This window comes from Billgrantia kenyensis (assembly GCF_013697085.1).
Lineage (GTDB): Bacteria > Pseudomonadota > Gammaproteobacteria > Pseudomonadales > Halomonadaceae > Halomonas > Halomonas kenyensis.
This window is the reverse complement of the sequence record NZ_JACEFT010000010.1, coordinates 96,569-117,799: the sequence shown is the minus strand read 5'-3', so window position 1 is coordinate 117,799 and position 21,231 is coordinate 96,569. Positions and strand designations below refer to the sequence as shown.

Below are 21,231 nucleotides of genomic sequence, written 5' to 3'. Positions count from 1 at the left end.
AGTGTAGCAACCCAGCGCGAAGCTCAACCTTGCTGCACCAGACTCAGCGCAGCACAGGCGTCTGCACCGCTACGTCAGTATTCTGTGCCCGATGTCGCAACAGATGGTCCATCAGCGTCAGCGCCATCATCGCTTCGGCGATGGGCGTGGCGCGGATGCCCACGCAGGGGTCGTGACGCCCCTTGGTCACCACCTCGACCGGGTTACCGTGCACGTCGATGCTGCGTCCGGGGAGGGTGATGCTGGAAGTGGGCTTGAGCGCCAGGTGAGCGATCAGCGGCTGACCCGAGGAAATCCCTCCGAGCACGCCGCCGGCATGGTTGGAGAGAAAGCCCTGCGGCGTCATCTCGTCGCGGTGTTCACTGCCACGTTGAGCCACCGCGGCGAAGCCGTCACCGATCTCCACCCCTTTCACTGCATTGATGCTCATCAGCCCATGCGCCAGCTCGGCATCGAGGCGGTCGAAGACCGGCTCGCCCAGTCCGGGGGGCAGCCCTTCGGCGACCACGGTGATCTTCGCCCCGACCGAATCCTGGTCGCGGCGCAGCTGGTCCATGAAGGCCTCGAGCTCGGGTACGCGCTCGGGATCGGGGCAGAAGAAGGGATTGGCGTTCACCGACTCCCACTGCTTGAAGGCAATCTCCAGCGGGCCGAGCTGGCTCATGTAGCCGCGCACCGTGATGCCCTGGCTTGCCAGGTACTGCTTGGCGATGGCGCCGGCAGCCACGCGCATGGCGGTTTCCCGGGCGCTGGAGCGACCGCCGCCGCGATAGTCGCGGATGCCGTACTTGTGATGATAGGTGTAGTCGGCGTGGGCGGGACGAAACTGATCCTTGATGTTGCCGTAGTCCTTGGAGCGCTGGTCGGTGTTCTCGATCAGCAGGCCGATGGCGGTGCCGGTGGTCACGCCCTCGAACACCCCGGAGAGAATGCGCACCTGGTCGGGTTCGCGGCGCTGGGTGGTATGCCGCGAGGTACCGGGGCGACGGCGGTCCAGATCGCGCTGCAGGTCTTCTTCGCTGAGTGGCAGCCCCGGCGGACAGCCGTCGACGATCGCGCCTAGCGCCGGGCCGTGGCTCTCGCCGAAGGTAGTGACGGTGAACAGCTTGCCAAAGGTATTGCCGGACATGGACGTGCCTCCCGATATCGTGAGTGGTGGATCAGGCGAAGGACGCCGCATGGGCGTCGAGTTCCGCAGCGGTGAGAGCGAACACGCCCTGCCCGCCGCGCTCGAAGTCGAGCCACAGGAACGGCACCTCGGGGAAGGCCGCCTCCAGATGACTATCGGAATTGCCGACCTCGACGATCAGCACACCGTGGTCGGCCAGGTGCTGACGCGCCTCGCGCAGGATGCGCCTCACGATGTCGAGCCCATCGGCACCGGCACCCAGGGCCAGCTCCGGCTCGTGGCGGTATTCGGCCGGCATGGTGGCGAGATCGCGGGCGTCGACATAGGGCGGATTGGAGACGATCAGGTCGTAGCGCGGCCCGGCCAGCCCATCGAACAGGTCGGAGTGTACCGCCCTGACCCGGGCACCCAGGTCGTGACGCTGGATATTCTGTCTGGCCACGGCCAGAGCATCGACGCTGACATCGGACAGATCCACCTCACAGGTGGGCAGGTGCAGCGCAGCGGCAATGCCGATGCAGCCCGAGCCGGTGCAGAGATCGAGCACCCGCGCCGGCGGCTCCTCGGGAAACCAGGCGTCGAAGCCGGCCTCGATCAGCTCGGCGATGGGCGAACGCGGTATCAGCACCCGCTCGTCGACGTCGAAGGCAAAGCCGGCGAAGAAGGCCTCGCCCAGCAGATAGGGCAGCGGTCGGCGCGAGGTGATGCGCTCACGCACCAGCGCGACGATACGCGCCCGCTCCACGGGCAGCAGGCGTGCATCGAGCACCGCGGGGTCGACGTTCCAGGGCAGGTGCAGCGCACCCAGCGTCAGCGCTACGGCCTCGTCCCAGGGGGAGTCGGTGCCGTGGCCGTGGTGCAGGCCGGCCAGGTGAAATTCGCTGGCGGCCCAGCGCAGGTAGTCGCGCAGCGTGAGGAGGTCGCGACACAGCGCCTCGTCGTCCAGGGTCAGGGTCGAGCGGGAATCGGTGGAGTTGGCCACGAAAGGTCCTGCACAGTCGGTTGGGTTCGATGTCCCGATTGTACCCGCGGCGACAGGCGGTTCACAGCCGCGCTCAGGCCGTTATACTGGCCGCTCGACGACACCACCCGAGCCCCGCATGAGCCAACGCCGCCCACCCGACGACGATGACGACGACAGCAACGCCTTTCGCCAGGCGCTGCGCGAGGCCGGCGTACGTCGCATTGCCGTCAATCGTGCCGACCCGGGGCGGCCCAAGCGTCGCGACCCGGCGGCAGCGGAGCGTCGCGCCGCGGCGGTGGCGGCCGACACGACGGAAAGCGCCAGCCGCACCAGCGATGGTCGCGTGGAGCCGGTGCGCCCTTCGGAATTCCTCGACTTCGCCCTGCCCGACCTGCCCTACCGCACCCGCAGCCAGCTCAAGCGCGGCCAGATCGCCTGGGAGGCAGGGCTGGACCTGCACGGCTACAGCCTCGACGAGGCGCGCCTGGAGCTGGAAAGCTTTCTCAAGGAGGCGGTGGGCAGCCGCATGCGCTGCGTGCTGGTGGTGCACGGCAAGGCGTGGGGCAGCACGGCGGATTACCCGGTGATCAAGAGCCACATCAACGCCTGGCTGCGCGAGTGGCCGACGGTGCTGGCCTTCTGCTCGGCGCGGGAGCTCGATGGCGGTACCGGTGCCGTGTACGTGCTGCTGCGCCGCCGAGGTCAAGCCTTCTAGGCAGCGCCTAACCACCCCCCGATTCACGATCGACCGGCATCTGCGGCGGCTCCACGACCATGCCGCCGCTACCGCCATCGCCGCTGTGCTTGCGGCCCTCGTAGCGGTCCAGCGCCTCCATGGCCAGGTGGCGCCCCAGGCGGATCAGCGCCCTGGCGCGATGGAACTCGAAGGCGCCGCAGACCGTCTTGGGCACCTCGATCAGCACATCTGGCGGATAACCGGCAATCTTGTACTTGGCAAGCGACGCCTGGGTGATGTCAAAGGAAGCCAGGATCATGTCCAGCCGGCCCCAGGCCCGCCGGCCGTTGGCAGGCCGTTCACCCTTGCCGTTTTCCTCGCCCTCCCCATCCTCGGCGGCCCCCAAGCCCTCGAACAGCCAGCGTGTCGCCCCGCGTACGTCCATCCAGCCCCGCGCAACGTCCTGAGCCTCCGCCTCGAGCTGCTCCTCGGTTGGCAGCAGGTCTTCCAGTGACACCGGACGCGCGCTGTGAGCGGTCACGTTGACCGCCAGCATCATGTCGGCATGCGACGAGACGGTGGGCGTGATCGGCAGGGGATTGAGCAGCCCCCCATCGACCAGAGTACGATCATCGATGTGCACTGGCGTGATGACGCCGGGGATGGCGATCGAGGCCCGGATAGCGCGCAAAAGCGACCCCGACTGGAACCACACCTCGCGCTGCCTCGCCAGGTCGGTGGCGACGGTGGTCAACGGAATCGGCAGGTCCTGGATCTGGATGTCGCCGATCAGCTCCTCGAGCTTGCTCATCACCTTGCTGGCCCGCATGGCGCCCATCGGGCTCCAGGTGACATCCACGAGCTTCAACACATCGAAGTAATCGAGCTGACAGACCCAGTCACGATAGGCTTCGAGCTGACCGGCTGCGTAGACGCCGGCGATCACGGAGCCCATGGAGCAACCGGAAATGGCGGTGATCTCGTAACCACGCGCTTCCAGTACCTCGATCACACCGATATGCGCATAGCCCCGCGCCCCACCGCTGCCCAGGGTCAGTGCCACTCGCTTACCCAGCTCTGCCGCCTGCCTGTTGCTCATGACTTGCCTCGCTTCGCCCTCACGGCCGGTTCGTCTCGCCCAGCCACTCTTCAATGGCCTTCGCCACTGACACTGTCTTATCGGGCTCGAGGTGCAGATGGTGGCCACCCGGTAGCACCCGCCGGGTCAGCCGGGCAACGGCCGCTCGGGCCGCCAGCGCCATCTCTCGTTCGCCCAGGATTCCCCCTTCCCCTTCGATCAGCAGGGCCGGCGCCTCTATCGCTCCGAGCAGCGCCAGGGCCTGCTGCGGGGTCAACCGCACCGGCGACGGCCACAGCAGGCGTGCATCGGTGCGCAGCCACACATGCCCGTCGGCCTCCCGGGCCAGGTTACGCTCGACCAGGGGAGCGGCCGTTTCGGCATCGATACTGGTGACTCCACCGGACACGCGCGCTGCCACCGCCGTCCTGCTATCAGGATAGCGCGGCGCGGTCGAGCGTGGACGTCGGGCCGCCTTCAGCCCCTTGCGCAGCTGAGCGGCACTCGCTTCGGCCGGCGTGGTGACGGCACCCAGTCCATCGATCAGCACCAGCCGCTCGACGCGCTCCGGCAGTGCCGCTGCAGTCAGGCAGGCCACCCCCGCACCCATCGAATGAGCAAGCAACGACATTCGCTCGAGTCCCAGCTCATCGGCTGCGTCCAACAGGTCGTGGCAATAGTCCCACAGGGCGTAGTCGCCTTCACGGTGGCGGGAGTGCCCGTGGCCGGCGAAATCGAGGGCCACGATGCGAATACCGAGCCGCTCGCTCAATAGTGGCCCCAGGCGGATAAAACTGGCGGCATTGTCCAGCCAGCCGTGCAGCGCCAGCCAGGTGGGGGCGTCCTCCTCACCCCAGGCGAGGGCCGCCAGGCGGCCCTCTGCCAGCATCAATGGTCGAGCTTGGCTCATTCCTTTTCCTCCAGCAGCTCGTCAAGCATCGACAGCAGGGCCTGTCGGGTCTCCGCGGGATGCTCCATGGGAAACATATGGCTGCCGGGCACCAGCGCCAGCGGAATGCCGTGCGCGGCCAGGCGCCGCCGACGCTTGGGCGTGATCAGGTCGGACTCCCCGCCGGCCAGCACGCCGAAGGGAACCTGCAGGCGTCGTGGTAGGCGCGTCAGGTGGTCAGGCAGGTTGCGAAAGATCTCGGTTTCGATAGCCGGATCGTAGATCAGCTCGGCAGCCCCATCGCTGCCCAGCCGAGTTCCTCCCTCCACATAGTCATGCAGGGCTTGAGGAGTGAAACGCCGAAACAACCCGCGCCGGCGCAGGTGGTTGGCCATCGCCTCCCGGTCCGGCCACGAGGCACGACGCCCCTGGCTCTTGCCTGCAGGGGTCACCCTGTCGACGAAGCCGAAGCGTTTGGCGACCTTCATGCCCCAGGCATCGAGGCCAAGCATCAGCGGGGGATCGAGCATCACCACACAACGGAAGCGTTGCGGCGCATGCTCCGCCGCCATGGCCATCAGCACGCCGCCCATGGAGTGGCCTACGCCGATGATCGGCCCATCGTCATCGAGCACATGCTCCAGCAGCTCGTCGCGCAGCGCCAGCCAGTTGGCTCCCACGGGATAATCGGGGTGGTGTCCCAGGCGATCGACCGGGTGGATATCGAAGCGCTCATGCAGCGGCGCCAGCAGGCTGCGGTAGCTCATGCCGGGGAAACCGTTGGCATGGGCGAAGACCAATCGCGGAAGGGTGGGGCTTTCATTCATGACGGGATCCAGTATCGGCTCGGGCAGCTCGCCAGTGGCGATAGCAGGCTAACGGGTTTACTCTATCTCGCCAAGTCGACCTCCGGTCCATGTCGCATGCTTTTCTCCTGGAGCCCTGCATGACCCGTTCCTCTCGTCCTCGTCGTGATACCCGCGTACGCAACCGCGTATTCTTCCTGACCGTGATCGCTGCGATCATTGTCGGCCTGTGGTTGGTTCGCGGATGAACCTTTATCAGCTATTTCTCTCCACCCTCGAGATCACCCTGCCGGTTTTCGCCATGGTCTTCATCGGCCTGGGCCTCAAGCGCCTGGGCTGGATCGACCAAGCCTTCATTTCCACTGCATCGAGCCTGGTGTTCAAGGCCACCATGCCGACGCTGATCTTCCTCAGCATTATCAAGGCCGACCTGGACGCCACCCTGAATCCCGGGCTGCTCGGCTTCTTCGCCCTCGCCACCCTGGGCAGCTTCCTGCTGGCCTGGGGCTGGGCCATCCTGCGGGTGCCCTATGCCGATCGCGGCGTCTACGTGCAGGGGGCCTTTCGCGGCAACTGCGGCATCGTCGGCCTGGCGCTGGCGGCCGGCATGTACGGCGAATACGGGCTCTCCGCCGGCGGCCTGCTGCTCGGCGTGGTGATCCTCACCTACAATGCCTTCTCGGTCATCGCCCTGGCCACTTACCAGGAGGGCAAGAGCGCCGACTGGCGCAGCATCATCCACCATATCGTGCGTAACCCGCTGATCCTCGCCGTCGTCGCCGCGGTGCCGGTGGCCGCACTGGAGCTGCGCCTCCCCGGCTGGCTGATGACCTCGGGGGAGTACTTTGCCTCACTGACCCTGCCGCTGGCCCTGATCTGCATCGGCGCAACGCTGTCGCTGGGCTCCATCAGGGCGTCGGGCAGCCTGGCGACAGGTGCCAGTGTGATGAAGATGGTCACACTGCCGCTGCTTGCCACCCTCGCGGCCTGGCTGGTCGGCTTCGAGGGGCGCGAGCTGGGCGTGCTGTTCCTGTTCTTCGCCAGCCCCACGGCGGCGGCCAGCTTCGTGATGGTCAAGGCGATGGGCGGCAATGCCGCACTCTCGGCCAATATCATCGCCCTGAGCACGCTCATGGCCAGCCTGACCATCACCTTGGGGGTATTCGCCCTGAAAGTCATCGGCTGGATCTAGGCTGGATATGGGAAGCTGCCTAGGTATCGGTGCGGATGATGACCTCGAACTGCTCCAGCCCGCCGCCCTCGCCCACCGCCTCCTTGGGCATGGGGTTGGCGTGGGCGCGCTTGAAGTCCTCGCTACCGACCCAGGCACGAAAAGCCTCCTGGCTCTCCCACTCGGTTTCGACCACATAGGGGGCCTGGTTGCCCAGCGGGCGCAGCACGCGCATGGCGACGAAGCCGGGCTGCTTGTCTATCTCGCCAGCCCGGGCCCGGAAGCGCGCTTCGAAGGTGTCCTCATGGCCTGGCATGACGACGACGCGGTTGTTGACGATGAAGCTCATGGTGATATCCCTGTCAGCTGATGTCGTGGGGCCCAATGAAGCGTAGCAGCCGGGCGCACCCCGCCGCCCACACCTCGCCTTCGAGCTCCGCCACGCCAGCCGTGGGGAAACCAAGACCGCGGTCGACGCGGCCTTCCACCAGCAGCCCGGTAAGCAGGCCCACCAGCGGCATATGGCTGACCAGCACGATGGGCCGGTTCGCGCTCATGTCGAGCAACCAGTCGCACACCGCCGCCGGTGCATCATCGGGCGTAATGGCCGCATGCTCCATGGGCTCGAGCTGCAGCGCCTCGGCCAGGTGCGCCGCGGTCTGCCGGGCGCGCCGATAGGGGCTGGTGAAGAGCAGCCCCCCTTGAAGCGGCTGCTGGGCGAGCCAGGTCGACACTCGCTCGGCCTCGGCGTGGCCGCGGGCGGTCAACTCGCGCTCGCTGTCCGGGTAGCCCGGGCCGGCCTCACCGTGGCGCATGATGAAGAGGCGTGAGCTCATGATTTACCCTCGCCCGCCTCGACGCGGCGATGCGCCTGCTGCACGGCCTCTCGCGACAGCACGAACTCCACATCGCTGCTCTGTTCGCCGAGCATCAGCATGCGCGCCATCTCGCGCGCCGGCACGCCTTCGAAGAGGACCTGATAGAGCCCCTCGGCCAGGGGCATGTAGACCCCCTCCGCCCGCGCCTTGTCACGCACCAGGCGTATCGTATTGACGCCTTCGGCCACCTGACCCAGGGCCTCGACCGCTTCGTCGAGGCTCTTGCCCTGGCCCAGGGCGAACCCCACGCGATAGTTGCGCGACAGCTGCGACGAGCAGGTGACGATCAGATCGCCCACTCCGGCAAGCCCCAGGAAGGTCATGGGATTGGCGCCCAGGCTCACGGCGAAACGCCCCATCTCGGCAAGCGCCCGGGTCATCAGCATGCTGCGGGTGTTCTCGCCCATGCCCAGCGCTGCGGCCATACCGGCGGCGATGGCATAGATGTTCTTGAGCGAGCCACCCAGCTCCACGCCGTAGCGGTCGTTGCTGGCGTAGACGCGAAAGTAGTCGCAGCTCAGCGCCTGCTGAACGCGGGTTCGGGTCAGGGCGTCGTCGCTGGCCACCACGGTAGCGGTAAGCTGCTTCTGGGCGATCTCGGTGGCCAGGTTGGGCCCCGAGATCACACCGATGTGGGTAAAGCCAGTCTCCTCCTCGAGGATCTGGCTCATCAGCTTGAAGCCCTCCTCCTGGATACCCTTGGTAGTGCTGACCAGAATCTGATCGGCGTTGAGCCAGGGCAGCGCCTGGCGCACCACGTCGCGGAAGGCCTTGGATGGGATCGCCACCAGCACCAGCTCGGCGCCCTCGAGCACTTCGCGCATGTCGCTGGAAGCGCGCACCGCCGGATTGATGGCGTAGTCCGGCAGGTAGCGTGAATTGCGATGCTCCCGGTTGATCTGGGCAGCCAGCTCCGGGTCGCGCAGCCACTGGCATACCCTGTTCCCGTTGTCGGCGGCGATGCTCGCCAGCGCGGTACCGAAACTGCCGCCACCCAGGACTGCTACCCGCATGGGATCGTCTGACATGTCTGCCCCGTAAATCGCTCGTTATCCAATAGGAATCGTCATGAGTGTAACGAAGAATGCCCCCTTGCGGGGGCATTGCTTGCATGCGCCGGAAATGGGGCGGCACTCACTCCGCCCCGAGCCAGCCTCAGTCGAGCAGTGACAGCAGGGAATCGATGCTCTCCCGCGCATCGCCGTAGAACATCCGCGTGTTGTCCTTGTAGAACAGCGGGTTCTCGATGCCGGAGTAGCCGGTACCCTGGCCACGCTTGCAGACAAAGACCACGGTGGACTTCCAAACTTCCAGCACCGGCATGCCGGCGATGGGGCTGTTGGGGTCGTCCTGGGCCGCCGGATTGACGATGTCGTTGGAGCCGATGACGATGGTCACATCGGTCTTGGGGAAATCGTCGTTGATTTCGTCCATCTCCAGCACGATGTCGTAGGGGACTCGGGCCTCGGCCAGCAGCACATTCATGTGCCCCGGCAGACGCCCGGCCACCGGATGGATGGCGAAACGCACCTCCTTACCGGCCGAGCGCAGCTTGCGCACCAGCTCGCTTACCGCGTTCTGGGCCTGGGCCACGGCCATGCCATAGCCCGGCACGATCACTACGCTGTCGGCGTTGTTGAGACTGCTGGCAACGCCCGCGGCATCGATGGCCACCTGCTCGCCCTCGATCTCGGCGGCAGGCCCCTGGGTGCCGCCGAAGCCGCCCAGGATCACGCTGACGAAGTTGCGGTTCATCGCCTTGCACATGATGTAGGAGAGAATCGCCCCGGAAGAACCGACCAGCGCACCGGTGACGATCAGCAGGTCGTTGGAGAGCGTGAAGCCGATGGCTGCCGCCGCCCAGCCGGAATAGCTGTTGAGCATCGACACCACCACCGGCATGTCGGCGCCGCCGATGCCCATGATCAGGTGCCAGCCAATGAAGAACGCCAGCGCGGCGAGAATCAGCAGGGTCCAGAAACCGGCGCCGTTGAGGTAGAGGATCGCCAGCAGCAGGCAGACCACGGCCGCCCCGGCATTGAGCATATGGCCGCCGGGCAGCTTGTGCGGCTTGCCGTCGACCTTGCCGGCCAGCTTGCCGAAGGCGATCACGGAGCCGGTGAAGGTCACCGCGCCGATGAAGATGGCAAATACCACCTCCAGCTGCAGGAAGGTGAGCTCGTCGGGGGCCTTGGTCGCCACCAGGGCGGCGAAGGCGGAGAACTCCTGATGGGTAGCGTCCAGCGCCTGGGCCGCCAGCACCCGGCGCCGCTCGAGATCGGCGTTCCAGGCCACGAACACTGCCGCCAGGCCGACGAAACTGTGCAGCGCCGCCACCAGCTGCGGCATCTCGGTCATGGCCACCTGCTTGGCCACCTTCCAGCCGATCACCGAGCCGATCACGATCATCGGGATCATCAGCCAGTAGTTGCCGATGCCCGGGCCGAAGGCGGTGAACACCACTGCCACGCCCATGCCGACGATGCCGTACCACACCGCCCGCTTGGCCTTCTCCTGGTTGCTCAACCCGCCTAGGGAGAGCACGAACAGTACGCTTGCCGCGATCGCCGCGGCGGATACAAAACCTTGACCTAACATAGGGTTATCACTCCGCGGCTCAGGACTTCTGGAACATGGCCAGCATCCGGCGTGTCACCAGGAAGCCGCCCACGATATTGATGGTGGCGATCAGCACCGAGATCGCCGCCAGCAGCACCACGATCCAGTTACCCGAACCGATCTGCAGCACGGCACCCAGGATGATGATGCCGGAGATGGCATTGGTGACCGCCATCAATGGTGTGTGCAGGGAGTGGCTGACATTCCAGATCACCTGGAAACCGACGAAGCAGGCCAGCACGAAAACGATGAAGTGCTGCATGAACGAGGCCGGCGCAATCTGGCCAAGCAGCAGCATCAGCGCCCCGCCGATGCCCAAGAGGGTGACCTGGCGCTTGGTCTGCTCCACGAAGGTGGCATGCTCAGCAGCCCGTTTCTCCTCCGGCGTCGGCTCCTTGACCTTCTCCTTCGGCTTGGCCGCAGCGATCGCCTTGACCTTGGGCGGCGGCGGCGGGAAGGTGGTCTCACCCTTGTGGGTGACGGTGGCACCACGGATCACGTCGTCTTCCATGTCGTGCACGATCACGCCATCTTTTTCCGGCGTCAGATCGGTGAGCATGTGACGAATGTTGGTGGCGTAGAGCATCGACGACTGGGCGGCCATGCGCGAGGGGAAATCGCTGTAGCCCACCACCACCACGCCATTGTCGGTGACGATCCGCTGCTCCGGCACGGTCAGGTCGCAGTTGCCGCCCTTCTCGGCAGCAAGATCGATCACCACCGAGCCCGGCTTCATCGCCTTGACCATGTCCTCGAGCCACAGCTTGGGCGCCGGGCGGCCGGGGATCAGGGCGGTGGTGATGACGATATCGACTTCCGGCGCCTGTTCACGGAACAGCGCCAGCTGCTTCTCGCGGAATTCGGGACTGGAGGGCGCCGCGTAGCCGCCGGTACCGGCACCGTCCTGGGACTCCTCGAAGTCGAGGAAGAGGAATTCGGCGCCCATCGACTCGATCTGCTCGGCCACTTCGGGCCGCACGTCGAAGGCGCGCACCACCGCGCCCAGGCTGGTCGCCGTGCCGATGGCCGCCAGGCCGGCGACGCCGGCACCGACCACCAGCACCTTGGCCGGGGGCACCTTGCCCGCCGCGGTGACCTGGCCGGTGAAGAAGCGCCCGAACTGGTTGCCTGCCTCGATCACCGCCCGGTAGCCGGCGATATTGGCCATGGACGAGAGCGCATCCATCTTCTGTGCACGGGAGATACGCGGCACCATGTCCATGGCGACGACGGTCGCTCCCTTGCCACGGCAGCGTTCCATCAATGCCTCGTTCTGGGCCGGCCAGAAGAAGCTGATCAGGGTCTGGCCCTCGCGCAACAGCTCGGCTTCCGCCTCGCTGGGCTCGCGCACCTTGATCACGATCTCGGCGTCGCGCCAGAGCGCCTCGGCGCTCTCCACCACGCTGACGCCGGCATTGCGGTAGGCATCGTCATCGAAACCGGCGGCAACGCCGGCACCGCTTTCGATCAGGCATTCGTGTCCAAGCCTCTGGATGAGCTGCGCACTGTCGGGGGTCAGCGCGACACGCGCTTCTCCTTTGGCGAGCTCCTTGGGTGCACCAATCTTCACGTTGGATCTCCCTTATATGGTTATTGAACTTTCAGGTCAGGCAATCCAACTATTCATACCTGACCATGCCGCAATGCACAACTATAAAACGACTGTTTGAATAAAGTCGCGCGTCACAGTAGAGAGCTGAAATAACGAAAGAAAAATGGTAGGACGTTGACGTAAAGGGAAAGCAGGGAGCGACAGGAGAGTCACCAAAAGGCCTCCCGTGGGCGGCCTGATGGCAGGGCGCAAAGGCCGCGCTGACGCGGCCTTCGTGGATCAGGAGGTCAACAGCGCATTGAGGCGCCGCACGTAGGCCGCCGGGTCGTCGAGGTGGCCGCCTTCAGCGATAATGGCCTGGTCGAGCAGCACCAGGGCCAGATCGTCGAAGCGTTCGCCCTCGACGCCTTCGAGCCGCTCCACCAGAGCATGGGAGGGATTGAGTTCCAGGATCGGCTTGACCTCCGGCATCGCCTGGCCGGCGGCTTCCATGATACGGCGCATCTGGTAGCCCATCTCATGCTCGGGCAGCACCACGCAGGCCGGGGAGTCGGTCAGCCGGTGGGTCACCTTGACCTCCTGGACGGCATCGCCAAGTGAAGCCTTGACGCGCTTGACCAGGTCCTCCTTGGCCTTGGCGGTCTCCTCCTGGGCCTTCTTCTCCTCTTCGCCCTCGATATCGCCGAGGTCGAGCTCACCCTTGGCCACATCGACGAAGCGCTTGCCCTCGAACTCGTGCAGATGGCTCATCAGCCACTCGTCGATGCGGTCGTGCAACAGCACGACTTCGATACCCTTCTTGCGGAAGATTTCCAGGTGCGGGCTGCTCTTGGCGGCATTGAAGCCATCCGCGACGATGTAGTAAATCTTCTCCTGCCCTTCCTTCATGCGCGAAACATAGTCGGCCAACGACTGGTCCTGGGTGGCGCTGTCGGTATGGGTAGTAGAGAAGCGCAGCAGGGCGGCGATCTTCTCGCGGTTGGCGAAGTCCTCCGCCGGGCCCTCCTTGAGTACGCTGCCGAAGGTGTTCCAGAAGTTCTGGTAGGCTTCCTGGTCCTTGGCCAGCTTCTTGAGCATGTCGAGCGCCCGCTTGGTCAGCGCGCTCTTGATCTTGTCGACCTTGGGATCCTGCTGCAGCAGCTCGCGGGAAACGTTCAACGACAGCTCCCGTGTATCGAGCACCCCCTTGATGAAACGCAGGTAGAGCGGCAGGAACTGCTCGGCATCGTCCATGATGAATACGCGCTGGACGTAGAGCTTGACGCCACGTGAGCCGTCTCGCTCGTAGAGGTCGAAGGGCGCTCGCCCCGGGACGTAAAGCAGGCTGGTGTATTCCAGCTTGCCCTCGACCTTGTTGTGGCTCCAGGTCAGCGGATCGCTGAAATCATGGGCCACATGCTTGTAGAACGCCTTGTATTCGTCGTCGGAAATCTCGCTCTTGGGCCGAACCCACAGCGCGGTGGCTTCGTTGACGGTCTCCCAGGTGGTGACCTCGCTGCCCTCGATTTCGTTGCCCTCGTCGTCCTTGGCAGCCTCGACCCGAGGCATGCGCACCGGCACTTCGATATGGTCGGAGTACTTGCGCACCAGGCTCTGCAGGCGGAAATCGTCGGCAAACTCCTTGGCGTCCTGCTTCAGGTGCAGGACGATCTCGGTACCGTGAAGCTCGCGCTCGAGATCGGCCACGCTGAACTCGCCCTCACCCTTCGAGTGCCACTCGACGCCTTCCCCCTTTGGACTGCCCGCCTTGCGGGTGCGCACGGTGACCTCGTCGGCGACGATGAAGCTGGAGTAGAAGCCTACGCCGAACTGGCCGATCAGGCGTGCATCCTTCTGCTGCTCGCCGGAAAGCTGCTGGAGGAACTCGGCGGTTCCGCTGCGCGCGATGGTACCGAGGTTCTTGATCACTTCGTCGCGGCTCATGCCGATACCGTTGTCGCGCACAGTGACGGTAGCGCTTTTCTCGTCATGCTCGATCTCGATGCGCAGCTCGCTGTCGCCCTCGTAGAGCGCATCGTTGTCGAGTGCGGCATAGCGCAGCTTGTCGCAGGCGTCGGCGGCATTGGAAATCAGCTCGCGCAGGAAGATCTCCCGGTTGGAATACAGGGAGTGGATCATCAGGTGCAGCAGCTGCTTGACCTCGGTCTGGAAGCCGAGGGTTTCCTCGTGAGCGGTCGTGGACATGGATAGCGTACCTCATGGCTTGAACCCACGGCGGCGCGTGCTGCGCCGCCGTTTCAGAACTGTTCAGCGATATGGGGTCCACTCGTCGGTTTTCAAGCGTCGTCAGGCTCCGGCGAGCCCAGCACCAGATGCAGGCGGGCCGTTGCCACGGGCTGGTCTTCCGCTTCCTGCCACGCCGAGACCTGGACGTTGGCCAACCGGCGCCCCTCGCGCAAGAGCTGGCATCGAGCATAAGTGGGCACCACCCGCGCCGTACGCAGGTAATCAATGGAGAAGTCGACGATGCGCGGCAGTCGCGGCTCACGCGCCGAAAGCATGAGGTCCAGCGTGCCCGCGGTTTCCATGAAGGCCGCCACGACGCCGCCATGCAGTGCCGGCAGCAGGATATTGCCGATATTGTGCTCGTGGGGCTCAAGGCGAAAGACCAGGCCATCGCCACCGCTGTCGGGGCTGGCCGTAACGCCGATATAACGGGCATAGGGCAGGCGTTCGAGCCAGGCGGCAACGTCCCCTTCGGCCCGCGTCCTGGCAAGCCAGGCAACGTCATGAAATCCTTCAGGCATGGTCGTCCTCCCCGAACAGCGCCTCGGCGAAGCCCGCCGGCGTATTGCGCGCCCCGAGACGGACGAAGTTGCCGATGCCGCGGGCAATCGGCCGCTGCGGGTCCTGCCACAGCGTGCCTTCGGTGAAAACCATGGCGCCGGTCACGCGCAGCACGCGGGCCTCGGCCATGATCGGCTGGCCGGCCAGGGCCGGGCGGTAGTGATCGACCCGCAGGTCGAGGGTGGGACACACCTCCGGCGCGGGCAGCCCGCACAGCACCGCCGAGCCGCAAACGGTATCCAGCAGCATGGTCAGCACACCGCCATGCACCAGGCCGCGCTCGACGTCACCGAGCAGCGTATCGCGCCAGGGCAACCGCATACGCACCTGGGGTGGCGTGACATCCTCGACTTCCAGGCCAAGCTCACGGGTATGGGGAATCACATTGACGAAGCGAGCCAGGCCGGCTCGCCACACGTCGGGGCTGCGGACGGCTGCAGCGGGCCCGCTCCCGGAAGATTTGCTCGATTTCACCCGCCCCCCTAACAAGCGTTTGATTTGGTTTCGACAGACTAGTTTGCGCCTGCCGGCGGCACAAGCACCATGGCGTTGACCGTTACGTTGACTGAGCGAGAAAACGGCGCAACGGTCTACTCAAGACAGCCCTGATCGGCGAGGATAGAGTGAGTTCGTCATCGCCTTGTGGAGGCCGTCAAACATGCGCCATTTCTTATTTTTCCGCCGTTCGGCCTGCTGGCTGGCTGCGGCCGCTCTGAGTTTCTCTTTCACCGCGCATGCCCAACCCAGCGACAGCGCCATGCGCTCGGCCCTCGAGGCCGCGCGCAATCAGCAGTGGGACCGTATCGACCCGGCCGAGATCGACGGCCATGTGCTCGAGGGGTATGTCGAGTATCACCAGCTGCGCAGCCGCCTGCCCCAAGCCGAGCCAAGCCAGGTGCTGGATTTCATCGAGCGTCATGCGGACTCTCCTCTGGGAGAGTGGATGCGTGGCCAGGCGATCAGTCGCTACGGAGAAGCAGGGCGCTTCGGCAGCCTTCTCGCCGTGGCCGACGGCGTGCCCAGCGGTACAGAGCGGCGCTGCTACTACTACACGGCACTGCTGGATAGCGACCCTCAGGCCGCAGCCGAGGGAGGACGCGAGCTGTGGCACGTGGGGAGCTCGCAGCCCTCGGCCTGCGACACCCTTTTCGAGAACCTTCGTTCCAGTGGCGAAATCGATCAGTTCGCCGTCTGGGAACGCAAGATGCTCGCCTGGCAGATGGGCGAGACCGGACTGACTCGCTTTCTGGGGCGCCTGCTTGGCAGCCGCTGGCAGGAGGGCCGCGACGCCGTGGAGCAGTTGCAGAACAGCTATGCCGACATCACCCGCATACCCACCTGCATCGGCCCCGAGTGCCGCGGCAGCGGGCCACTGTTTGTCGCTGCCATGCACGGCTTCACCCGCGCCGACACCGAAGCCGCTTACGAGGCGTGGCGCAAGATCGCCGCGCACCTGCCAATCGAGGAAGACCACCTGCACGCCATCGAAGAAGAATTGGCGTTCTATTCGCTGGTGCGCGGTATCGATCAAAACCTGGCCTGGGTCGACGAGGCCCTCCCGCGCATCGGCACGACCCGCGTGCTCGAGCTGCGTATTCGCCACGCCCTGGCCGAGCGCGACTGGTCCGGTGCCCTGACCTGGCTCGAGCAGCTACCGCAAGAAAGTCGCGAAGAGAGCCGTTGGCAATACTGGAAGGCGCGAGCTCACGAACAGCTCGGCGACGACGAGCTCGCCGAGGTGGCCTATGCCAAGGCAGCCCAGGGGCGCAACTTCTTTGCCTTCGCCGCCGCCGATCGCATCGGCCGGCCCTACTCACTCAATCTCGAACGCAGTCGTTTCGATGAGGACACACGGAACGAGATAGCACGCTGGCCAGCCGTGCAACGTACCGAGGCCCTGAAGCGTATCGGTGAGGAGGGGCTGGCCAACAGCGAATGGCAGCACGCCGTGACTACCGCCTCGCCCCGTGAAAAGAGGGCGCTGGCCGACTATGCCGCTAACCGCGGCTGGCATGCACGGCTGGTGCAGACGACCATCGCCGGACAGCTGTGGGATGCGCTCGACTGGCGCTTTCCCGAAGCCTACCGAGACCACTTCCTCTCCTGGGGCCAGCAGACCGGGGTGGACCCCTACCTGCTGATGGGCATCACGCGGCGCGAGAGCGCCTATAACCCCAACGCCCTCTCCCCGGCGGGGGCTCGTGGGCTGATGCAGATCATGCCGGGCACCGCCACGCTGCTCAGCCGTCAACTCGGCATCAGCGATCCCGGCCCATACGGCATCCTCGATCCCGAGCTCAACATTCGCCTGGGCAGCACCTACATTCGCGACATGATCGACCGCTACCGAGGCAATCGCCTGGCTGCAGCGGCGGCCTACAATGCCGGCCCAGGCCGAGTGGACCGCTGGCTGCGTGACGCCCCCGAAGAGTTCGACCTGTTCGTGGAGTCGATCCCCTTTCGCGAGACCCGCGACTACGTCCAGGCGGTTCTCGCCTATCGGGTGATCTTCGAAAGCCTGGCCAACGGCGGCACCAGCGAGGGCGTGTCGATGCTGAGCCAGTCCGAGAAGACGGTACGCTATGACGCCTCCCTGCTTGCACGCAACTGAACCGTCGCCTGGCCTCAGGCAGGCTGGCGCTCCAGCGCCAGCCTGATCCCCAGCAGGATCAGTACCGCTCCTGTCATGCCGTTCAGTGCGCGGGCGAACAGCCGGCTGCCAAGCCAGCGTCCCGCGCTGCCCACCATCAGGACAATGGCGACCTGCCACAGGTTGGCAATCACGAAATGCACCCCGGCAAGCCACAGCGACTTGAGCAGTACCGGGTCGGTCGGAGCGATGAACTGGGGCAGAAAGGCCATGTAGAAGACGATGGTCTTGGGGTTGAGCACATTGGACAGCAGCCCCTCGCGGATTGGCCTCCAGGTCGAGCCAGCCTGGAGCTCGCCCGCCACAGCTGTCACCGGCAGGCCTGCGCCACGCCGGGCGGCCAGGAGTCCATTCACACCCAGCCAGATGAGGTAGGCCGCCCCGGCCAGCTTGAGCACGCTGAACGCCCAGGCGGATTGCAGGAGGATCACGGAGATGCCGAGTGCAGAGATCGTCGCATGAACGAACAGGCCACAGCAGATGGCCAGGCTGGTCAACACGCCATCCCGCACGCCACCGCGTGCGGTATTGCGAATGACCAACAGCGTGTCGACTCCCGGACTCATCGAAAGCAGCGTGATCGCAACCAGGAAGGAAAGGAATTGTGCATCCAGCATGTCAGTTATCCCCTGGGGAAAGGGAGAGCGCCCTCCCGTAGCGCGTAGCGAGGCTTCAAAGACCCCGCCGAATTGCATGCAACGTTGGTAATGTAGGGTAACGGAATCGCTGGACGCTCGGAAATTTTCTATCTACAGTGAATTGAGCGTATGGCCTGGACAACAGCCAGGAACATTCGCTGCGTAGGCCTGAAAGTGGAAAGTCGTCCCGTCGTATGTCGAGCTTTCGATGCACCCGAAGCGCACTTTTCGTCTCGCGCCCACGCACTTCGGGCTTCGGTATTCCGAGTGCCCAGCACGATCAATCAGTAAGCAAGGAAATCGACAATGGCAACTGGCACTGTCAAGTGGTTCAACGATACCAAGGGCTACGGCTTCATCTCTCCGGACGACGGCGGCGATGACCTTTTCGCACATTTCTCCGAGATTCAGGCTGAAGGCTTCAAGACCCTGCAGGACGGTCAGAAGGTTACCTTCGAAGTGACCCAGGGCAAGAAAGGCCTTCAGGCCTCCAATATCCGGGTTTCCAACTGAGGCCATCACCTCGGAAATGAGATGACCCGGTGCCATGCCTTCGAAGGAAGACATGGCAGATAGACGAAAGGCTCGCCAACCAGGCGAGCCTTTTTCGCACATGTCTCAGTCGTCGATCTCGAACTGCGGCGCTTCACCGCTGCCAGGCTCGCTGCGCTCGGCTTCCTGGAACTGTTCCTCGAGCTGGCGCTGGGCCTCTTCGAAGCGGCGCTCCGTCTCTTCGAGCCAGGCGTCGATGTCCGACTGGGTCACTTCTCCCGTGCGCTCCGCTTCCTGGTCGATATCAGATGAGACGTCGGCGGCCGGCTCCTCGCCGGGAGCGAGCGCCCTGTCGAGCTCGTCATCACTCTCCATCGGCTCCAGCGCGGGGGGACTCTGCTCCACCTCGTCGAAGCTCTGCTCGATCTGGCGCTGCGCCTCCTCGAAGCGGCGTTCGGTATCCTCGAGAATGGCATCGATGTCGGCACTGGTCGGCTCACCCGGCAGGGCGCCCCCCTCTTCAAGCGCATCGACGGGAGATTCCCCCAGGGTCTCGGCCTCCGCTTCGATCTCTTCATCGGCTCCGAGTTCGGTCTCCTCTTCGGGAATGGCGGGAAGAGACTCGTCTTCGGTGTCCACCTCCTCGCTCGCCGCGGGCGGCGGTGTCTCGGGCTCATCGTGGGACACTTCGACTTCAGGCTCGGCGTCGGTCATCGTCTCGTCGGGCTGGGCCGTTGCGTCAGCCTCTTCGGCATCCTCGCCGCACCCCGCCAGCCCAAGGGCAAGCGTCAATGTCACGGCGGCAGGAATCCAGAGTCTTTTGGCCATCGGCTTTCTCCCATGCATATGAGACCAGCAAAAGGCCCCTATTCCAGCAAAGCCCGGCAGCCTCTGCAAGCTGCCGGGACATTTACCCTGTAATGGGTTGGACAGCGTGTGCGCAAAACGATCCCCAAATCAGCACTTCGTGAGCCGAACTCAATGCAGAGCCGTGACTGGCAGCGGGCAGCCCAGCGACCAGGCCACGGCGCGCAGAAGCTCAGCCTCCCGGGGCGATACCTGACCATCGTGAGCGAAACATTGGGCCATCGCCTGGAGAAGCCGGGTCCGCTCTTGATCGCTCAGCCGAGCGCAGCGATCCAGCGCCCAGTCCAGCTCCGCAGGCGTTGCCGGCTGGGCGACGAAGGGAGTGGACAGCGGCAGCTGCTCGGCCGCCTTGCGAAATGCCTCGCCCGCCTCTGACGCCTCACCACTCCCTGCCAGGGCCAAACTGGAAAGCAAACGTGCCACCGCGGCATCCGCCTGAGCCAGGGCCAGGCGATGGCCCGCACGAAGCGGTTTGCCGGCGCTGCCCGCTATCACCAGACGATGCAGCGCCCACTGCAGGGCGCCAGGATTTCGCTCTGTCGCCATCAGCCGCTGAAGACAGTCATGAAAGCGCGCATATTGCGCCACCGACTGCTGCCTCAACACAGGCAAGCATAGCTCGATCAGCGCTAGCCGCTGCCCCGGCGCCATTTCCGCCAGTGGCGCCTCGAGGCGATCCAACTCGGCCATCACTTCCGGCAAGGCCGCTTCCACCAACGCTTCGCGCTGGCACGCCCGGCTTTCGGGGTCGGCACCCATGAGCACGCCGTAAACCAGCGCACGCGCGGCATAGGGGTCATGGGCGGCCTCGAGCAAGGCGGTATCGATACCCTCCAGCGTCCTGAGTGCCTGAGCCAGATCATCACTGCCCGGCTCACCGACCCGCTGGCTCAGGTTCGAGGCGGCGGATGAGGCGGCAACCCCGGCCAGCGCCGCCGTTCGGGCCGCTTGCACCGGCGGCTCGTCAGCAGGTTCGGCGGGCTGCGAGGCGGCCTCGCCTTCACGACGCGGCTCGGGCAGCTCGCCGTCCCACTCGGGCTCGAGGCGGCGGATACGGGTGTCCAGGGGCGGATGGGTGGCGGTCAACCCGCGCAGGCTGGGCAGGCCGCGACTGAAGTAAAGGTGACTGAACTCCTCGGCGCGACTCGAGCGCAGCTCGGAGCCTTGGGCGTGGGCCGCCACGCGCTTGAGCGCGCCGGCCAGCCCCTCGGGGTTGCGGGTGTACTGGACCGCGCTGGCATCGGCGAGGAACTCACGCTGACGACTGACCGCCGCCTTGATCAGGTTGCCGCACAGCGTCCCGACGAAACCGACCAGCATCAGGGCCAGACCTGCACCGAGCAGCACGGCCTTGCCGTTGTTCTGGCGCGAGCCGCGCACCATGCGTCGGGTGGCCGTGGCTCGCAGCAGCATGCGCCCGACAAGGCCAATGACCAGGATGCCGTAAAGCAGGGCGATCAAGCGCATGTTGAGGCGCATGTCACCATGCAGCACATGGCTGAACTCGTGCGCAATCACCCCCTGCAGCTCGTCGCGGGAAAGGCTGCGAATGGCCCCTTGCGTCACGCCGATGGCCGCATCCTGGGGGGCATGTCCCGCGGCGAAGGCATTGATTCCGGGCTCATCGAGCAGGTAGACCGACGGCACGGGGAGCCCCGAGGCGATGGCCATCTCTTCCACCACGTTGAGCAGCCTGCGCTCGTCGGGGTCACGGGTATCGGCATTGATGGCGCGACCGCCCAGCGCCTCGGCGACCGCCGAACCGCCGGCACGCAGCTGACGATGCCGCGCCAGGCTGCCCATGCCGACCACCAGCAGCACGCCCAGGGCAATGCCGGCGATCAGGATCGGATCAAGCACTCGATCCAGCGCCACGCCGCCTGGCTGGCCGCCTTCGAGCAGCACCAGGGCCAGCGCCACCACCGCCACGGTAGCCGCGATCATGCCGGCAACTGCGATGACCAGCAGCATTATCAGCCACAGGGTCAATCGCCTCGCCTGCTCCTGGGCACCGAAGAAGTCCATGGCCGACCTC

General features: G+C 65.3%; 20 protein-coding genes. 4 read left to right on the top strand and 16 right to left on the bottom strand.

Features of this window, described 5'->3' with window-relative positions:
- Positions 1 to 43: 43 nt before the first annotated feature.
- Both aroC and prmB read right to left on the bottom strand, forming a co-directional pair.
- Complete coding sequence (gene aroC, locus H1D44_RS10135) at positions 44 to 1,129, bottom strand: chorismate synthase (protein WP_181514735.1); 1,086 nt, start codon at positions 1,127 to 1,129, stop codon at positions 44 to 46.
- 31 nt (positions 1,130 to 1,160) lie between these two features.
- Complete coding sequence (gene prmB / locus H1D44_RS10130; RefSeq protein ID WP_181514734.1) at positions 1,161 to 2,111, bottom strand: 50S ribosomal protein L3 N(5)-glutamine methyltransferase; 951 nt, start codon at positions 2,109 to 2,111, stop codon at positions 1,161 to 1,163.
- Between the two features lie 118 nt (positions 2,112 to 2,229).
- Here prmB and H1D44_RS10125 point away from each other — a divergent pair, with 118 nt between their 5' ends.
- Positions 2,230 to 2,808: a Smr/MutS family protein gene (locus H1D44_RS10125; protein WP_181514733.1), complete on the top strand. Its 579-nt coding sequence runs from the start codon at positions 2,230 to 2,232 to the stop codon at positions 2,806 to 2,808.
- Between the two features lie 7 nt (positions 2,809 to 2,815).
- Here the strand turns inward: H1D44_RS10125 and H1D44_RS10120 are convergent, their stop codons facing one another.
- From H1D44_RS10120 to H1D44_RS10110, 3 genes are read right to left on the bottom strand one after another with little or no spacing between them, the layout of a single operon-like run.
- Positions 2,816 to 3,868, bottom strand: a complete 1,053-nt coding sequence (locus H1D44_RS10120) for a patatin-like phospholipase family protein (protein WP_181514732.1) — start codon at positions 3,866 to 3,868, stop codon at positions 2,816 to 2,818.
- A 19-nt stretch (positions 3,869 to 3,887) separates the two neighbouring features.
- Positions 3,888 to 4,757 carry an alpha/beta fold hydrolase gene (locus H1D44_RS10115; protein WP_181514731.1) on the bottom strand — a complete coding sequence of 290 codons (870 nt, stop codon included), beginning with the start codon at positions 4,755 to 4,757 and terminating at the stop codon, positions 3,888 to 3,890.
- Positions 4,754 to 5,563 carry an alpha/beta fold hydrolase gene (locus H1D44_RS10110; RefSeq protein WP_181514730.1) on the bottom strand — a complete coding sequence of 270 codons (810 nt, stop codon included), beginning with the start codon at positions 5,561 to 5,563 and terminating at the stop codon, positions 4,754 to 4,756. The genes H1D44_RS10115 and H1D44_RS10110 overlap by 4 nt, the downstream gene beginning before the upstream one ends.
- Before the next feature lie 223 nt (positions 5,564 to 5,786).
- Between H1D44_RS10110 and H1D44_RS10105 the strand changes: the two genes are divergently transcribed.
- Positions 5,787 to 6,734 carry an AEC family transporter gene (locus H1D44_RS10105; protein ID WP_181514729.1) on the top strand — a complete coding sequence of 316 codons (948 nt, stop codon included), beginning with the start codon at positions 5,787 to 5,789 and terminating at the stop codon, positions 6,732 to 6,734.
- A gap of 19 nt (positions 6,735 to 6,753) precedes the next feature.
- Here the strand turns inward: H1D44_RS10105 and H1D44_RS10100 are convergent, their stop codons facing one another.
- The 8 genes from H1D44_RS10100 to H1D44_RS10065 all read right to left on the bottom strand — a co-directional run bounded on the left by H1D44_RS10100 (position 6,754) and on the right by H1D44_RS10065 (position 15,023).
- Positions 6,754 to 7,062, bottom strand: a complete 309-nt coding sequence (locus H1D44_RS10100; RefSeq protein WP_181514728.1) for an antibiotic biosynthesis monooxygenase family protein — start codon at positions 7,060 to 7,062, stop codon at positions 6,754 to 6,756.
- 13 nt (positions 7,063 to 7,075) lie between these two features.
- Positions 7,076 to 7,549 carry a phosphohistidine phosphatase SixA gene (gene sixA, locus H1D44_RS10095; protein ID WP_181514727.1) on the bottom strand — a complete coding sequence of 158 codons (474 nt, stop codon included), beginning with the start codon at positions 7,547 to 7,549 and terminating at the stop codon, positions 7,076 to 7,078.
- Positions 7,546 to 8,619 carry an NAD(P)H-dependent glycerol-3-phosphate dehydrogenase gene (locus H1D44_RS10090; protein WP_181514726.1) on the bottom strand — a complete coding sequence of 358 codons (1,074 nt, stop codon included), beginning with the start codon at positions 8,617 to 8,619 and terminating at the stop codon, positions 7,546 to 7,548. The genes sixA and H1D44_RS10090 overlap by 4 nt, the downstream gene beginning before the upstream one ends.
- 127 nt (positions 8,620 to 8,746) lie before the next feature.
- Entirely contained in the window at positions 8,747 to 10,189 is a 1,443-nt protein-coding gene (locus H1D44_RS10085; RefSeq protein ID WP_181514725.1) for an NAD(P)(+) transhydrogenase (Re/Si-specific) subunit beta, read from the bottom strand.
- A 19-nt stretch (positions 10,190 to 10,208) separates the two neighbouring features.
- Entirely contained in the window at positions 10,209 to 11,780 is a 1,572-nt protein-coding gene (locus tag H1D44_RS10080) for a Re/Si-specific NAD(P)(+) transhydrogenase subunit alpha (RefSeq protein ID WP_181514724.1), read from the bottom strand.
- Between the two features lie 261 nt (positions 11,781 to 12,041).
- Entirely contained in the window at positions 12,042 to 13,946 is a 1,905-nt protein-coding gene (gene htpG / locus H1D44_RS10075) for a molecular chaperone HtpG (protein WP_181514723.1), read from the bottom strand.
- Positions 13,947 to 14,038: 92 nt separating this feature from the next.
- Positions 14,039 to 14,509 (bottom strand): PaaI family thioesterase, encoded by a 471-nt coding sequence (locus H1D44_RS10070; RefSeq protein ID WP_181514722.1) that lies wholly within the window; start codon positions 14,507 to 14,509, stop codon positions 14,039 to 14,041.
- Positions 14,502 to 15,023, bottom strand: coding sequence for a hotdog fold thioesterase (locus H1D44_RS10065; protein WP_181514721.1), 522 nt, complete (start codon positions 15,021 to 15,023; stop codon positions 14,502 to 14,504). The genes H1D44_RS10070 and H1D44_RS10065 overlap by 8 nt, the downstream gene beginning before the upstream one ends.
- A 184-nt stretch (positions 15,024 to 15,207) precedes the next feature.
- Between H1D44_RS10065 and H1D44_RS10060 the strand changes: the two genes are divergently transcribed.
- Positions 15,208 to 17,160 carry a transglycosylase SLT domain-containing protein gene (locus H1D44_RS10060; RefSeq protein ID WP_181514720.1) on the top strand — a complete coding sequence of 651 codons (1,953 nt, stop codon included), beginning with the start codon at positions 15,208 to 15,210 and terminating at the stop codon, positions 17,158 to 17,160.
- Between the two features lie 14 nt (positions 17,161 to 17,174).
- Here H1D44_RS10060 and H1D44_RS10055 read toward each other — a convergent pair whose 3' ends face one another.
- The gene (locus H1D44_RS10055) at positions 17,175 to 17,816 is read right to left on the bottom strand and encodes a LysE family translocator (protein ID WP_181514719.1); all 642 of its coding nucleotides are present in this window, start codon (positions 17,814 to 17,816) and stop codon (positions 17,175 to 17,177) included.
- A 327-nt stretch (positions 17,817 to 18,143) separates the two neighbouring features.
- On the opposite strand from H1D44_RS10055, the gene H1D44_RS10050 reads away from it, so the two are divergent.
- Entirely contained in the window at positions 18,144 to 18,350 is a 207-nt protein-coding gene (locus tag H1D44_RS10050; RefSeq protein ID WP_181514718.1) for a cold-shock protein, read from the top strand.
- Positions 18,351 to 18,455: 105 nt separating this feature from the next.
- On the opposite strand, the gene H1D44_RS10045 is transcribed toward H1D44_RS10050, so the two are convergent.
- Complete coding sequence (locus H1D44_RS10045; protein WP_181514717.1) at positions 18,456 to 19,157, bottom strand: hypothetical protein; 702 nt, start codon at positions 19,155 to 19,157, stop codon at positions 18,456 to 18,458.
- A gap of 150 nt (positions 19,158 to 19,307) precedes the next feature.
- Complete coding sequence (locus H1D44_RS10040) at positions 19,308 to 21,221, bottom strand: M48 family metallopeptidase (protein WP_181514716.1); 1,914 nt, start codon at positions 21,219 to 21,221, stop codon at positions 19,308 to 19,310.
- Between the last annotated feature and the right edge of the window lie 10 nt (positions 21,222 to 21,231).

Excerpts from the sequence above, each read along its gene's own strand:
- H1D44_RS10085 (WP_181514725.1), bottom strand. The coding sequence starts at position 10,189 with ATGTTAGGTCAAGGTTTTGTATCCGCCGCGGCGATCGCGGCAAGCGTA.
- htpG (WP_181514723.1), bottom strand. The coding sequence starts at position 13,946 with ATGTCCACGACCGCTCACGAGGAAACCCTCGGCTTCCAGACCGAGGTC.
- H1D44_RS10070 (WP_181514722.1), bottom strand. The coding sequence starts at position 14,509 with ATGCCTGAAGGATTTCATGACGTTGCCTGGCTTGCCAGGACGCGGGCC.
- H1D44_RS10100 (WP_181514728.1), bottom strand. The coding sequence starts at position 7,062 with ATGAGCTTCATCGTCAACAACCGCGTCGTCGTCATGCCAGGCCATGAG.
- H1D44_RS10050 (WP_181514718.1), top strand. The coding sequence starts at position 18,144 with ATGGCAACTGGCACTGTCAAGTGGTTCAACGATACCAAGGGCTACGGC.
- sixA (WP_181514727.1), bottom strand. The coding sequence starts at position 7,549 with ATGAGCTCACGCCTCTTCATCATGCGCCACGGTGAGGCCGGCCCGGGC.
- H1D44_RS10045 (WP_181514717.1), bottom strand. The coding sequence starts at position 19,157 with ATGGCCAAAAGACTCTGGATTCCTGCCGCCGTGACATTGACGCTTGCC.
- H1D44_RS10110 (WP_181514730.1), bottom strand. The coding sequence starts at position 5,563 with ATGAATGAAAGCCCCACCCTTCCGCGATTGGTCTTCGCCCATGCCAAC.
- H1D44_RS10090 (WP_181514726.1), bottom strand. The coding sequence starts at position 8,619 with ATGTCAGACGATCCCATGCGGGTAGCAGTCCTGGGTGGCGGCAGTTTC.
- H1D44_RS10105 (WP_181514729.1), top strand. The coding sequence starts at position 5,787 with ATGAACCTTTATCAGCTATTTCTCTCCACCCTCGAGATCACCCTGCCG.
- H1D44_RS10120 (WP_181514732.1), bottom strand. The coding sequence starts at position 3,868 with ATGAGCAACAGGCAGGCGGCAGAGCTGGGTAAGCGAGTGGCACTGACC.
- aroC (WP_181514735.1), bottom strand. The coding sequence starts at position 1,129 with ATGTCCGGCAATACCTTTGGCAAGCTGTTCACCGTCACTACCTTCGGC.
- H1D44_RS10115 (WP_181514731.1), bottom strand. The coding sequence starts at position 4,757 with ATGAGCCAAGCTCGACCATTGATGCTGGCAGAGGGCCGCCTGGCGGCC.
- H1D44_RS10055 (WP_181514719.1), bottom strand. The coding sequence starts at position 17,816 with ATGCTGGATGCACAATTCCTTTCCTTCCTGGTTGCGATCACGCTGCTT.
- H1D44_RS10040 (WP_181514716.1), bottom strand. The coding sequence starts at position 21,221 with ATGGACTTCTTCGGTGCCCAGGAGCAGGCGAGGCGATTGACCCTGTGG.
- H1D44_RS10125 (WP_181514733.1), top strand. The coding sequence starts at position 2,230 with ATGAGCCAACGCCGCCCACCCGACGACGATGACGACGACAGCAACGCC.
- H1D44_RS10060 (WP_181514720.1), top strand. The coding sequence starts at position 15,208 with ATGCGCCATTTCTTATTTTTCCGCCGTTCGGCCTGCTGGCTGGCTGCG.